Genomic DNA, 13559 nt, shown 5'->3' with positions numbered 1-13559 from the left:
AAGACAATAAATAAAAAAATATGAAAGTAAAAGGATTAAGATGGTTTATTATTGGTTTAATTTTTTTAGCCACTGTAATAAATTATATCGATAGAAGTGCCTTGGCGATAATGTGGGGTAATGAAAATGTAGAAGGTTCTATATCACAGTCATTACGACTTACTAAAAGTGATTACGGGAATATTCTAAATATTTTTATGGTATTTTATGCCTTTGGGCAATTGTTTTCCGGAAAATTATTCGATAAAGTCGGAACACGAATTGGGTATGTTTTGAGTATTGGAATCTGGGGATTATCCTCATTTTTGCATTCGACAGTAAGAGGTTTTCTGTCAATTGCTTTTTTTAGAAGTACTCTGGGAATCTCTGAGGCGGGGAACTGGCCGGGAGGAGTAAAAAGCAATGCCGAATGGTTTCCAATAAAAGAGCGCGCCATAGCTCAGGGACTGTTTAATGCAGGTGCTTCGATCGGTTCAGTGATAGCACCTCCTTTTATAGCTTCCCTTTTTGTGACCTATGGCTGGAGAAATACCTTCATGGTTATTGGATCTTTTGGACTTTTATGGATTATTCCCTGGTTGCTTATTAATAAAGCAGGTCCTAAAAAACATCCCTGGATTACAAATGAGGAGCGCGAATACATACTGGAAGGTCAAAGTAAGGCAGACCAGAATGCGACAGAAGGAACGAAGGGGCTTACTTTAAAGCAGATTCTATCTTATAAACAGTCTTGGGCTATTGTTGTAGGGCGTTTTTTTCTTGAACCTATCTGGTGGTTTTTTGTAGGCTGGATGCCAATTTACCTTTTTGATGTTTATGGTTTTGATGTAAAAGAAGTAGGTGCATTTGCGTGGGTACCTTATGTTGGTGCAGCAATTGGAAGTATTGTAGGCGGATATGTATCAGGACAAATTATTTCTAAAACGAATTCTATTGATAAAGGCAGAAAATCAACCATTTTAATTGGAGGTATAATTATGCTTTTAGGACTGGTAATGAGCGTATTTTTCGCCACTACGCCTGAGCGCTTTGTATCAATAGTGTTTGTTGTGCTGTTTGGATTTCAGTTTGCAATTGGAAACGTTCAGACTTTACCAAGTGATTTGTTTAGTGGAAAATCAGTTGGTTCCTTAGCAGGATTGGGAGGAATGGTTGGTGTCTTTTCTGTAATTATTATGAACATTGTTGTTCCTAAAATTGCAGAGGTATCCTATACGCCCATATTTGTAGCAATTGCTGTATTTGTTCCATTAGGAATTGGGGCAATCTATTTCTTTGCAAGAAAAATTGAATCTGTAGAAAAATAAATAATTAATAATAAATCAAATATAATATGAGTAAGATAGAAGGAAAAATAGCGGTGATCACAGGTGCTACAGGCGGAATTGGTTTTGCGGTAGCAAAAAGATTAGGTAAGGACGGATATACTGTAATTTTAAACGGTATTGAAGATGATAAAGGTCTAAAAGCTGTAGAAGAACTGGCAGCAGACGGGATTACTGCTGAGTATTACGGGTTTGATATCACAAATGACGAAGAAGTAACCAAAAATATAAGTGAAATTGGTGAAAAATATGGAAAAATTGATGCTCTTATCAATAATGCAGGCGGTATAGGTGTTAGGGCCAGGTTTGAAGAAATGACAACAGCTGAGTATAAATTCGTTATGGGCTTGAATCTTGATTCTGTATTTTTTGCATCAAGAGCGGCTATTCCTTTTCTTAAAAAAGGTGAAAATGCTTCTATCATAAACTATACTTCAAATGCAGCATGGAACGGAGCGGGGCCAGGAGCAGGAATCTATGCAACATCAAAAGGAGGTGTACAGTCTATCACCAGAGCTTTAGCTAAAGATTTGGCTGAGTACAATATTAGAGTGAATGCAGTGTCTCCAGGTACAATAGATACTCCTTTTCATGCCCAAATTAAAGCTACTAAACCTGAAGTTTTTGCTTCCTGGAAGAATAGTGTGTTATTAGGCAGGCTGGGTGAGCCGGAAGAAGTTGCTGGTGTTGTGGCTTTCTTAGTAAGTGATGATGCTTCTTTTATAACTGCTGAAACGATCCAAATTGGAGGAGGTCAGGCGTTAGGAATATAAAAGAATTTTCATTTAACGGTTAAGCATAATATTTAGGAATAAAAAACAATGAATAAAGTAGTCACTTTTGGAGAAATTTTACTCCGTTTATCCACCGAAAGACACTTACGGTTTCCTCAGGCGGAGTCTTATAAAGCAACCTATGGAGGTGGAGAATTTAATGTAGCCGTGTCTTTGTCGAATTATGGTTTATCTACCGAATTTGTTACCAGACTGCCCGACAATGAATTAGGTACTTGCGCACTCAGGGAGATGCGCAAATTAAATGTAGGGTGTGAACATGTAGCATTTGGGGGGGAGAGACTGGGTTTGTATTTTTTAGAAACAGGAGCCAGTACACGAGCCAGCAATGTAATTTATGACAGAGCAAATAGTTCTATGGCTACTATTGAAACAGGCACCATTGACTGGAAGCAGGTTCTGAAGGGGGCTACTTGGTTTCATTGGAGCGGAATTACCCCGGCTTTATCTGAATCCGCTGCAAGGGTGTGCCTCGAAGGAATCAGGGCTGCGCATGAATTAGGGCTTACTATTTCGACAGATTTAAATTACAGGTCTAAATTATGGAAGTATGGAAAGCAACCCAAAGAGGTAATGCCGGAAATGCTACAGTATTCCAATATTATCCTGGGCGATATCGATACGGCGTATTTTATGCTGGGATTGGATAAGGTCAATCCTGACTATGACAATAAGGATTCCTTGACAACCTTATACGATAAAATATATGAAATATGCCCTGAATTAAAAACTGCTGTAACGACTTTGCGTTATTCGGTAAGTGCTTCTCATCAGCGAATAGGCGGGATTCTGTATGACGGAAATAAAATATACAATGCGGACGTACAGGATGTAACACCTGTTGTGGACAGAGTTGGCAGTGGTGATGCATTTATGGGCGGACTTATTTTTGGTCTCAATGAAATGCCTTTAAACAAACAGCGCGCCTTGAATTTTGCTGTGGCTGCCTGTTGTTTAAAACACACTATTTCCGGAGATTATAACTTAATCACCATACCGGAAATAGAAAAATTAATAGATGGGGATTTTTCAGGTAAAGTTTCCAGATAAAACATTAAAAATGGCACAATTTACAAGAATAGAAGTAGCACTGAAAATGAAGGAAACTGGTTTGGTACCTTTATTTTATAATGATAATATTGAAATAAGTAAAGAAGTTTTAAAAGCATGTTATGAGGGTGGAGCACGTTTGCTTGAGTTTACAAGCAGAGGAGATTTTGCTTTTCAAATTTTTGATGCTTTAAATAAATATGCACTGGCCGAGCTTCCGGGAATGATCTTAGGGGTAGGTTCGGTAACTGATGCGGCTTCGGCCTCTTTGTATATGCAGTTGGGGGCAAACTTTATTGTTACCCCTGTATTAAGAGAAGATATCGCAATGGTTTGCAACAGAAGGAAAGTATTATGGTCTCCGGGCTGCGGAACGCTCACAGAAATAGCTAAGGCAGAAGAGTTAGGCTGTGAAATTGTCAAACTTTTTCCAGGAGATATTTATGGTCCTGAATTCATAAAAGGAATAAAAGGCCCCCAACCTTGGACATCCGTTATGCCTACAGGAGGCGTTTCGCCAACGGAAGAAAGTTTAAAAAAATGGTTTGATGCAGGTGCTACCTGTGTGGGAATAGGTTCGCAATTGATAAAGGCTGACCAGGAAGGAAAGTACGATCTGGACAGAATTAAAAATCTCATACAAGAATGTATGGCTATTATTCAGTCGTATAAGTAATATTGTGTAGTATAAGATTATTCATGGAGCATTAAAGTGCGATTTAAGTGTGTTTTTTTAGTTTAGGAGATTTGTTAAGCACTTTAGTAATAGCTCCATGATTTTAATAATTTAATTTTAAACTATTGTTTAATTGAAACCGCTAATTTTTTCTATTAGTAATTTTGCCCCAAATTGCTTTTACAATAATTTATAAAATTTAGATAATGAAGGATTTCTTTTTTTTTAATATGCTTTTTTTAATGATTTTATCATTTACAAAAACCGAAGCCAAAAGCATTCCGGTAAATAATGAAAATGAATTAAAAATTGCTATAAAAGAAGCTTTGCCCGGTGACGAGATTATTTTGGCAAATGGTGTTTGGAAAAATGTTCAAATAAAATTTTATGGAAAAGGAACCAAAGAAGCACCTATTGTTTTACGCGCTGAAACTTCTGGTAAAGTAAGTATTGAGGGGATTTCTGATTTAAAAATAGGAGGTACCTACTTAATAGTGAAAGGATTGTATTTTAAAAATGGCTACACACCTTCAAAAACTGTTATTGATTTTCATATTGATTCAGCATCCATTGCTAATCATTGTAAAGTGACTCAATGTGTTATCGAGGATTTTACCCAGCTCAATAGGGTTAGGGATGATCACTGGATTGAATTTTGGGGAAGACATAACGAATTATCGAACTGTTACATTACAGGGAAATCCAATCAGGGTCCTACTATTATGGTAATCTTAGAAGGGAATGAGCAAATAAATAATTACCATCAAATTATTAACAATCATTTCGGACCTCGCCCAAGAAAAGGAGGACCTCATGGAGAAACTATTCAATTGGGTGACAGCGGTACTTCTATGGCGCCTTGTTTTACAACGGTAGCCAATAATTTTTTCGAAAGATGTGACGGTGAAGTAGAAATTATCTCTAATAAATCCAATAATAATATTTACAGAAACAATATTTTCTATAAATCTGAAGGTTCTTTGGTTTTGAGACATGGAAACTATTGTACAATTGATGGGAATATTTTTATAGGAGATAATAGTTCAGAATTTATGGGTGGTATTCGTGTGATAAATACCGGGCACTGGATTACCAATAATTACTTTTATAAAATAAAAGGAAATGAATTTAGAAGTGCTTTAGCTGTAATGAATGGCATTCCTAAATCGCCACAAAACCGTTACAACCAGGTGACTGATGCGGTAATTGCGTATAATACTTTTGTAGATTGTATAACACCATGGCAATTTAGTGTGGGTGCCAATATGGACAAAAAAGACGTTTTGCCAATTCAGGAAATCCGCTCAGCAAAACCTGTCAGAACAATTGTAGCCAACAATTTAATTTATAGTACAGGTAACGATGATTTTCCGATAAAAGCTTATGATAAAGTAGATGGTATTCTATTTAAAAACAATGTGAGTAACAATCCCAACAATAGTGAAATTAAAAACAAAGGGATTACTACGGAGGATTTTATAATGACAAAAGTATCCGATTGGTTATATGTTCCTGCTTCAAATAAAAATGAGGTTTATGCAGGATTTGATTTTGAAACGATTCAAAATGATCTTTTTGGTTCAGAAAGAAATAAAGAAAATGCAATAGGATCAGTAGTATTACCAATAAAAGATAATCAAGGACTAATTAATGAAAAAGAGTTTGGACCCGACTGGTTTTCTGTCAAAAAACCGGAAAGTATTTCAAAAGTTGTTCAGGTAAGTTCGACTAAAGAATTGATTTCTGCTATAGCAAATCAAGACTCAGGCGTTATAATTGAGTTAAAAAAGGGAGTGTACCAGCTCGAGCGTTCTGTAATAATCGATAAACGTATTTCATTGCGGTCCAAAGATGCTGCAAACAAGGCAACGATTGTGTTTAAGGGACAAAAGAATACTGCTGCCTTTATCATGCATCCAAAAGGGAATTTAAATTTAAGCACAATTATTCTTAAAGGCGACAAAAGTCAAACTGCCTTTTCTACCAAAGAAAGAGATATGTCATCGGCCTATAATTTAAAAATAGAAGATACCGAAATCATCGACTTTAATTATGTTTTAAAGGTATATAAAGATGCTTTTGCAGATACTATTTCCATAGACAAAACTATTATAAAAAATTGCAGAAACGGACTTAATTTAGCTGCGGAAACGGAAGATCTGGGCGAGTACAATGCTGAGTTTGTCACTATTACAAATTCTAACTTCGATGGAATTGAAAATGGCATTTTAGATTATTATCGTGGTGGCTATGACGAGTCTACTATAGGAGGTAATTTAACTTTTCATAACAATACAATTAGCAACAGCGGAAAATCGGAACCAAGCGGAATTTTAATTAAAACCAGCGGGATAGTAAATGTCCGGATTTCAAATAATACATTTACCAACAATGCTGTGAAAGTTATAGCAGTTTTGTGGGGAGAAAAAAATCAAAAACCAATTGATAATACCATAACAAATTCGGGGGAGTTTAAAATTGAACAAAACCCAAAACAAAAAATGATGTATTAAATGGCATTATCGGAGTCAACCAAAGCGAAATTACAAAAGGTAAGTACCCCTACAATCGCAACTTGTCTTTTTAAAAAAGGTTTTAAGAATCAATTTATACAAGAGGTAAAACCTTTACAATTAGGAAAGCCGACCATGGTGGGAGAAGCATATACTTTACGTTGTATTCCTGCACGTGAAGATCGCAACCCTATCACAGTTTTTAGAAATGAGGATCATCCCCAGCGAGTGGCAGTAGAAAACTGTCCTGCTGGTCATGTTTTGATAATAGACAGCAGAAAAGATCCACGGGCAGCCTCTGGTGGTGATATTCTGATTAGTCGTTTAATGATTCGCGGGGTAGCGGGAATTGTTACTGATGGTGGGTTTAGGGATTCGGCTAATATTGCAAAACTGGCTATTCCTTCCTTTCACAACAGACCAAGCGCTCCTACGAATTTAACCCTGCACGAAGCTTTGGATATTAATGTTCCTATTGGCTGTGGCGATGTAGCGGTTTTTCCCGGTGATGTGCTGGTGGGTGATGATGATGGCGTAATGGTTATCCCGGCTGATATTGTCGATGAAGTGGCTGACGAATGTACAGAAATGACCCTTTTCGAAAATTTTGTTTTAGAGAAAATTTTGCAGGGTAGTCCTGTTATAGGTCTATATCCTGCAACTCACATTAATGCCCTGGTTGATTTTGAAGAATGGAAAAAAAATAAGGCCCTAAAGAAGTGAGTAGTCTGTTTTCTGTTAGGTGCTAATTATAAAATTCCCAAATTGAAATCGTCTTTTGATTTTAATTTGGGAATTAATTTTTTATGCTTCTCTCCATAGTTTCTGAATAGATGTCAAATCTTTTTTCATCGCATCGAAAACTACTTTTTTATCTACTGAAATTGTTTTGTTGCCTTTCTCAGCACCGCCCAAATCGTATTCTAAATGTAAGGAAACGGGTGGTTTTAAGTGGTTCTTTTTTAATAATTTGAAATACATGTCAAAATCTACCATTCCTTCACCAATAGGAACATGTATTGCTTTCCACTTTCCATTATTCTTCTGCCATTTATAATCTTTAAGTGCAATTACTTTAATTTTATCTTTTAAAAGCTCAAAACCGTTTTGCCAAGAGTTTCCTCCCTCAACCATAGCGTGTCTGATATCGAATTGAGAACAGAAGTATGCAGGGTCTGCCGTTTTTAAAATTGTATCTGTTTCCCAAAAAGAGGATCCGATACTACGGCCATCATGGTTTTGGTAGCAGCCTGTTATTCCTAAGGTTGCATTTAGTTGTGCTAATTTTTCAATCTCCTTTTGATAAAACAGCAGTGATTGATTCATAGAGAGCTGCTCTTTGTATTTAAACCAGTTTGTTCGGTAATACTTGATATCAAGACCAGCGGCTGCTGTAATGATATCAACATCTAATTGATTAGTGATACTTTCAATGTTTGTACTGATCATTTTGCAGTCTGAACCGGCTTTTTTTATTGCTTTTATTGCAAGTGGTAAATCCGTTTTTACCAGTTCAGGCAATACATGCCCGTTAGGTCTAACCGTGAGATCAACTCCTGAGAAACCCATTTCAGCGGCCATTTCACCAGTATTTTTATAATCTAAAAACTGAAGGTGTTTAGAAAAAATGCTGACATCTAATTCAGAATCATCTTTAAAGTTATTTGTTAGAAATGAATTTGCATTACTTATGACTGGTATTAATCCAATTGCAGCTAATGAAGAGAGTTTAATAAAATTTCTTCTGGAATATTGTGAGAAGTGAGTCATGTTTGGTTAGTATTAGGATTCTATTTTATCCTGAGTAAAATTTCCGTTTACCAATCGCCAGATTTTTTGCGGATTTTTATTCTTTAATGCATCAGGCAATAAATCATCAGGATAATCCTGAAAGCATATCGGACGAACAAATCGCTTAATAGCTCCGCTTCCCACTGAAGTTGAATTGGGAGCTGTAGTGGCAGGAAAAGGACCTCCGTGTACCATAGAATGGCAAACTTCAACTCCCGTTGGAAAATTGTTTATTATGACCCTGCCTACCTTTAGTTCTAAAATAGAAAGTAATTCAGGGTTGTTTTTCAAATCGTTTGGTGTTCCAAAAATTGTAGCCGTTAAGTGTCCTTTGAGATTTCTTGCAGCTTCTAAAAGGGCTTGTTTAGAATCAGATTCAACAATAACACTTGATGGGCCAAAATTTTCATCAGAGAGCTCTGGATTATTTAAATAATTAGAAATGGATGTCTTAAATATATTTGCAATTGCATTATTTGAGCCAGTAGTTTCTATACCTGAACTAAGTAGTTGAACTTGAGAAATAGATTTGGTCTTATCAATTTTCAGTTCATAATTTTTTTTTATGCCTGGTGTTAGCATGGTAACACCCATCGTTTCTGAAATTTTTTGTTTTAACTCCTGATAAAAAATATCTGCATCTTTTGATTTCCCTACAAAAGTAAGCCCGGGACTGGTGCAAAACTGCCCAACTCCTAAGGTGATTGAATTTGCTAATCCCACTGCAATTTCTTTGGTTTTATTTTGGAGCGCTTCGGGTAAAATAAATACAGGATTGGTGCTTCCCATTTCAGCAAAAACAGGAATAGGTTCTGGTCTGGAATTGGCATAATCAAATAGGGCTTTTCCTCCAGTAAATGATCCTGTAAAGCCTACCGCTTTTATCTCGGGATGCTGGACTAATTCCTGACCTACTTTTTTAGAGTTGCCTTGTAATAGAGAAAATGTACCTTCGGGCATTCCGCAAATATCGATTGCTCTTTTTATGGCCTTTGCGACCATCTCTGAAGTTCCTGGATGTGCCTCATGTCCTTTTACAATAACAGGACAACCTGATGCCAAAGCAGATGCAGTATCACCACCTGCTGTAGAGAAAGCAAACGGAAAATTACTTGCTCCAAAAACAGCCACCGGACCTATTGGAATTAACAGCTGCCTGATATCTGGCTTGGCGACAGGATTTCGGTCTGGTATTGCCGTATCAATTTTGGCATCAACCCAGGAACCCTCGAGCACAAGATTTGCAAATAATAGCAATTGGTTTATTGTTCTGGTTCTTTCGCCCTGCAATCTGGCAATTGGCAGTCCTGTTTCCAGATGGCATCGTTCAGGAAGTGCCTCTCCTAAGTTACTTATTTCTTCGCCTATTTGAATTAAAAAAGCAGCAATTTGTTGCTTACTTTTCTTTCTGTAAATAGCAAAGGCGTTTTTTGCCTGTAATACGGCATTATCTATCTCTTTTTTGGTGGCATTGTAAAATTCGCCTTCTAATTTATTGTCGTTAGACGGGTTTATGGCGAAGAATTTATCAGAAGTTTTCATAAATAAATTGAATTGGTAAACCAAATTGGTTTTTCAAAAATAATACATTTTTAATCATTTTAATGGAAAGTTTTCGGAAAGATTTTAGGTGAATCAAATGCTACTAAACAATTTATAGTTTTAACATTTTAATGAGGCAAACAATTCTTTAATAGAAAAAAAATTGCAGTCTGCAAAAATTATAGGTGTAAGATATAACTGTATTTGTTAAAAGTGTATTTTTTTATATTTTTTTTATTAGAAGTATAATTAATTCAAAATAAATGCGTTAATTTGGTAATCCAAATTGGTAAACCACAATTCAAAACCAATTTTAACTATTAACCCTTAATTTTATTTTTATGAAAAAAGAGAATTTATTTAAAAAAACCAAAAAAAGTTTTAACAGGAAAATCGCTTTTAGTTTAGCCATGCTAACTGCACTTTTTGGGAGTTGTACAAACGAGGATCCCATCGCCGCTGAAGAAACTGCTGTTTTAACCAGAAGTACTGCTAAATCGGTAAGCACCAAAATTGTTCCGATAAGTGTTTCTGCTAATGGAGACGACGGAAATGTGCCGGCAAACACAATTGACGGAAGCCTTACGACAAGATGGTCCTCTAATGGTGCAACGGGCAAATACATTACCTATGATTTGGGCAGTTCCAAATCTATCGGTAGTGTTAAAGTTGCGTGGTACAAAGGAAATGAACGAAAAACTTATTTTCAAATTAGAGTAGGAACCTCTTTAAACGATCTTGTAACTGTTTATGATGCGAAAACAACAGGAAGCAGTGGAACTACAGCTTCTCTGGAGTCATATGTGTTATCTGCAGTGACTAATGCCCGATATGTCAGAATTTCTTGCTACGGAAACAGTTCCAATACCTGGAACAGTATTAATGAAACAGAGATTTATAGTGGTACAGATGGTGGAACAGATCCTGAAGTTCCTTCAAATCCATCCAACCCGACCTCAGTTTTAGGAATCACAGCCAAAACATGGAAAATTAATAGTTTTCGCGGTACTCCGGGAACTTCGGCTGTTTATTATGATGATATAACTACCGCCAGCGGTGTTACTTATAATACCTATAATGATCCAAATTATTTTTATACTGACGGTTCCTGGACGTATTTTAAATGTTACAGAGGATTGGGGACTTCATCAAACTCTTCAAATCCAAGAGTTGAATTAAGAGAGCTGATTAACGGAAGTTCTGCAAACTGGAACGGATCAAGCGGCACTCATACTATGACCTGGACAGTTAAGGTGGATAAATTGCCAAAAGGCGAATCAGGTACTACCGGAACTTTGTGCTTTGGACAGATTCATGGACCTGAAACCAACAGTAGCGGAGTAGAAGTTGACGATATTATACGAGTTCAGTTTGATGGGCTCGCCAATCAATCTACCGGAGCAGTAAAATTAAAAATTAGCGGGTACATTACTGAAGAGGTTTTAGGAGGAAGCAAATCGTTTACAGGATACTCCTTAGGGACAACCTATACTTTTACTCTTAAATACACAGGCGGAAAAGTATATCTCTATAATGGATCTGCTTTGGTATTTTCACAAGCTATGAACACTAGTACTGAAGGTAATTATTTTAAAGTTGGTAATTATTTGCAATCTGTTAAAGGACAGAGTTATGATGGATCATTTGGTTTAGTTGCAATCAAAAATCTTTCAGTAACACATAATTAAAATATTTTTTGTTAGTTATTTTTAAATGTGAGAAAGTCCGTTTCATTATTTTGGAACGGACTTTTTTAGTTTTTACTATCATGTGACTGAGTGCGCTCACTACATAATTCAAGGTACTTTATGATTGTAAATAATCTGGGAAATGATTTTTTAATCATGAAAAAAATTTCTGAACCAATTTATGCGCTTGCAGATGTTTAAATAATACTGTTCGTTTGCCAAACTTTCCGATGTCAAACTGTCCTCTGTTAACTAATCTGTAAATAGTACTTCTGCTTATTCCAAAAAGAACCTGCCTGTTTAATGCTGCGGAAATCTTTTACCCTTACCGCTTCAAGGAATGGATTTTTGGCCATCTCAGTCTGTTTGTTGCTCTGATCGATTTTAGACTGCCTTGTCCTTGCCTTGTAGGCCCTGCTGCTGCATTTTAGCCCGCAGTACTGGGTCTTTGTTGTTTTTGCGATGAATTCGTTCTGACAAAATTCGCAAATTCGTTTAATCATGATGTTTGTACTCATAAAATGTGACTGTAAGTGTCCCATTGTGTCTATGTGTCTCTCATTGTGTCATGATTTGTCCAAAAAAAAAATCCAATTTGGAAAAATTTTTCGTGGTACAATAATGGTACAAATAAGAACAAACTATCTGCAAATAAAACTATATAAACAGAAAGAAAAATCCTAGTTAAAATGCTATTTTATAACATTTTAACTGGGATTCTTTGTTTTATTTTGTGATGTTTTGTGAAACCTATTTTCCAATGCAAAAGTTAGCAAAGATATTCCCCAGTAATTCTTCGTTTGAGACCTGACCTGTGATAAGCCCGAATTGATACAAAGCTTCTTTAATATCCAGTGCAATTAAGTCGCTGGAAAGATTTGTTTCAAGTCCAAATTTTACTTTTTGTATTTCATCCAAAGCTTTCAATAAAGAATCATAATGTCTTGTGTTTGTGATGATAGTTTCATTGTTTCGTAAAGCTCCTGTGTTTACAAAAGACAATAATTCATTCTTTAATTCGTCAACGCCAATTTTGTTTTTTGCAGAAATTTTTAAGAGTTTTAGGTTTAAAGTTTCAAGTTTTTCATTGATTAGTTCAATTTCTTTTTCGCTTAATAAATCTACTTTATTTACGACAACTAATATTGGTTTCAATGGATATTTATTCTTGACCTTTTCAATTTCAATAATATAATCAGAACCTGAAACCTGAAACTTGAAACCATCAAACAAAAAGATAACAACCTGTGCCTGATCGATTTTTTCAAAAGTTTTTTTAATTCCGATGCTTTCAACCACGTCTTTTGTTTCACGTATTCCTGCAGTATCTATAAACCTGAAGCCAACACCGCCAATTACCAATTCGTCTTCAATTGTATCTCTCGTTGTTCCCGCTATATCAGATACTATAGCCCTTTCTTCGTTTAATAAAGCATTTAACAAAGTCGATTTGCCAACATTTGGTTCACCAACAATAGCAACCGGAATTCCGTTTTTAATAACATTTCCAACAGCAAATGAATCGATTAGTCGTTTTAATACAAATTCAATTCGGTTTAGTAACTCATGAAATTGTGTTCTGTCTGCAAACTCTACATCTTCCTCTGCAAAATCCAGTTCCAGTTCAATTAACGATGCAAAATTCAAAAGTTCTTCACGTAACTTAGCAATTTCATTACTAAAACCGCCACGCATCTGCTGCATCGCAATTTGGTGTGAAGCTTCGTTATCAGAAGAAATCAAATCAGCAACGGCTTCTGCCTGCGATAAATCCAGTTTTCCGTTCAGGAAAGCTCTCAGTGTAAACTCACCCGCATCAGCCATTCTGCAGCCTTTTCTTAATAACAGCTGAATAATTTGCTGTTGTATATAGGTTGATCCATGGCAAGAAATTTCGATTGTATCCTCGCCCGTATATGAATTTGGCCCTTTAAATACAGATACTAATACTTCGTCGAGGGTTTTTGAATTATCCACAATATGACCTAAATGCAGTGTATGTGTTTTTTGCTTCGTTAAATCTTTATTTTTGATGGATTTAAACACAGAGTTCGCTATAGAAATAGCATCAGCGCCTGAAATACGAATTATGGCAATAGCTCCTGCTCCGGAAGGTGTTGCCAAAGCGACTATAGAATCTTGATGTATCATGTTATAAGTTGCAAGAGTGCAAAGGTACA

At 36.0% G+C, this 13559-nt stretch carries 11 protein-coding genes; 7 read left to right on the top strand and 4 right to left on the bottom strand.

Going from position 1 to position 13559, the window contains the following annotated elements:
* Nucleotides 1–20: 20 nt before the first annotated feature.
* The 6 genes from GXM17_RS02635 to GXM17_RS02610 all read left to right on the top strand — a co-directional run bounded on the left by GXM17_RS02635 (nucleotide 21) and on the right by GXM17_RS02610 (nucleotide 7081).
* Entirely contained in the window at nucleotides 21–1307 is a 1287-nt protein-coding gene (locus GXM17_RS02635) for an MFS transporter (RefSeq protein ID WP_163397725.1), read from the top strand.
* 26 nt (nucleotides 1308–1333) lie between these two features.
* On the top strand, nucleotides 1334–2098 hold the full coding sequence (locus GXM17_RS02630; RefSeq protein WP_163397724.1) for an SDR family NAD(P)-dependent oxidoreductase: 765 nt from the start codon (nucleotides 1334–1336) through the stop codon (nucleotides 2096–2098).
* Nucleotides 2099–2146: 48 nt separating this feature from the next.
* The gene (locus GXM17_RS02625; RefSeq protein WP_163397723.1) at nucleotides 2147–3169 is read left to right on the top strand and encodes a sugar kinase; all 1023 of its coding nucleotides are present in this window, start codon (nucleotides 2147–2149) and stop codon (nucleotides 3167–3169) included.
* Between the two features lie 10 nt (nucleotides 3170–3179).
* Nucleotides 3180–3845 carry a bifunctional 4-hydroxy-2-oxoglutarate aldolase/2-dehydro-3-deoxy-phosphogluconate aldolase gene (locus tag GXM17_RS02620; RefSeq protein WP_163397722.1) on the top strand — a complete coding sequence of 222 codons (666 nt, stop codon included), beginning with the start codon at nucleotides 3180–3182 and terminating at the stop codon, nucleotides 3843–3845.
* Between the two features lie 242 nt (nucleotides 3846–4087).
* On the top strand, nucleotides 4088–6358 hold the full coding sequence (locus GXM17_RS02615; protein WP_244307316.1) for a chondroitinase-B domain-containing protein: 2271 nt from the start codon (nucleotides 4088–4090) through the stop codon (nucleotides 6356–6358).
* Entirely contained in the window at nucleotides 6359–7081 is a 723-nt protein-coding gene (locus tag GXM17_RS02610; protein WP_163397720.1) for a ribonuclease activity regulator RraA, read from the top strand.
* Between the two features lie 81 nt (nucleotides 7082–7162).
* Here the strand turns inward: GXM17_RS02610 and GXM17_RS02605 are convergent, their stop codons facing one another.
* Nucleotides 7163–8128: a sugar phosphate isomerase/epimerase family protein gene (locus GXM17_RS02605; RefSeq protein ID WP_163397719.1), complete on the bottom strand. Its 966-nt coding sequence runs from the start codon at nucleotides 8126–8128 to the stop codon at nucleotides 7163–7165.
* Nucleotides 8129–8140: 12 nt separating this feature from the next.
* The gene (locus GXM17_RS02600; RefSeq protein WP_163397718.1) at nucleotides 8141–9691 is read right to left on the bottom strand and encodes an aldehyde dehydrogenase (NADP(+)); all 1551 of its coding nucleotides are present in this window, start codon (nucleotides 9689–9691) and stop codon (nucleotides 8141–8143) included.
* A 341-nt stretch (nucleotides 9692–10032) separates the two neighbouring features.
* Between GXM17_RS02600 and GXM17_RS02595 the strand changes: the two genes are divergently transcribed.
* Nucleotides 10033–11379 (top strand): polysaccharide lyase family 7 protein, encoded by a 1347-nt coding sequence (locus tag GXM17_RS02595; protein WP_163397717.1) that lies wholly within the window; start codon nucleotides 10033–10035, stop codon nucleotides 11377–11379.
* Between the two features lie 248 nt (nucleotides 11380–11627).
* Here GXM17_RS02595 and GXM17_RS02590 read toward each other — a convergent pair whose 3' ends face one another.
* Both GXM17_RS02590 and mnmE read right to left on the bottom strand, forming a co-directional pair.
* A complete protein-coding gene (locus tag GXM17_RS02590) occupies nucleotides 11628–11897 on the bottom strand; it encodes a DNA-binding protein (RefSeq protein ID WP_208796406.1) in 270 nt (89 codons plus the stop codon).
* Between the two features lie 232 nt (nucleotides 11898–12129).
* On the bottom strand, nucleotides 12130–13530 hold the full coding sequence (gene mnmE / locus GXM17_RS02585) for a tRNA uridine-5-carboxymethylaminomethyl(34) synthesis GTPase MnmE (RefSeq protein ID WP_163397716.1): 1401 nt from the start codon (nucleotides 13528–13530) through the stop codon (nucleotides 12130–12132).
* Nucleotides 13531–13559 lie beyond the last annotated feature (29 nt).

The sequence above is a fragment of the Flavobacterium fluviatile genome, assembly GCF_010645065.1.
Classification (GTDB): domain Bacteria; phylum Bacteroidota; class Bacteroidia; order Flavobacteriales; family Flavobacteriaceae; genus Flavobacterium; species Flavobacterium fluviatile.
The sequence above is the reverse complement of the archived record's forward strand: the minus strand, read 5'-3'. Positions and strand labels throughout refer to the sequence as shown.

Coding starts and splice junctions, on each gene's coding strand:
- GXM17_RS02635 (WP_163397725.1), top strand. CDS start 21: ATGAAAGTAAAAGGATTAAGATGGTTTATTATTGGTTTAATTTTTTTA.
- GXM17_RS02630 (WP_163397724.1), top strand. CDS start 1,334: ATGAGTAAGATAGAAGGAAAAATAGCGGTGATCACAGGTGCTACAGGC.
- GXM17_RS02625 (WP_163397723.1), top strand. CDS start 2,147: ATGAATAAAGTAGTCACTTTTGGAGAAATTTTACTCCGTTTATCCACC.
- GXM17_RS02620 (WP_163397722.1), top strand. CDS start 3,180: ATGGCACAATTTACAAGAATAGAAGTAGCACTGAAAATGAAGGAAACT.
- GXM17_RS02615 (WP_244307316.1), top strand. CDS start 4,088: ATGATTTTATCATTTACAAAAACCGAAGCCAAAAGCATTCCGGTAAAT.
- GXM17_RS02610 (WP_163397720.1), top strand. CDS start 6,359: ATGGCATTATCGGAGTCAACCAAAGCGAAATTACAAAAGGTAAGTACC.
- GXM17_RS02605 (WP_163397719.1), bottom strand. CDS start 8,128: ATGACTCACTTCTCACAATATTCCAGAAGAAATTTTATTAAACTCTCT.
- GXM17_RS02600 (WP_163397718.1), bottom strand. CDS start 9,691: ATGAAAACTTCTGATAAATTCTTCGCCATAAACCCGTCTAACGACAAT.
- GXM17_RS02595 (WP_163397717.1), top strand. CDS start 10,033: ATGAAAAAAGAGAATTTATTTAAAAAAACCAAAAAAAGTTTTAACAGG.
- GXM17_RS02590 (WP_208796406.1), bottom strand. CDS start 11,897: ATGAGTACAAACATCATGATTAAACGAATTTGCGAATTTTGTCAGAAC.
- mnmE (WP_163397716.1), bottom strand. CDS start 13,530: ATGATACATCAAGATTCTATAGTCGCTTTGGCAACACCTTCCGGAGCA.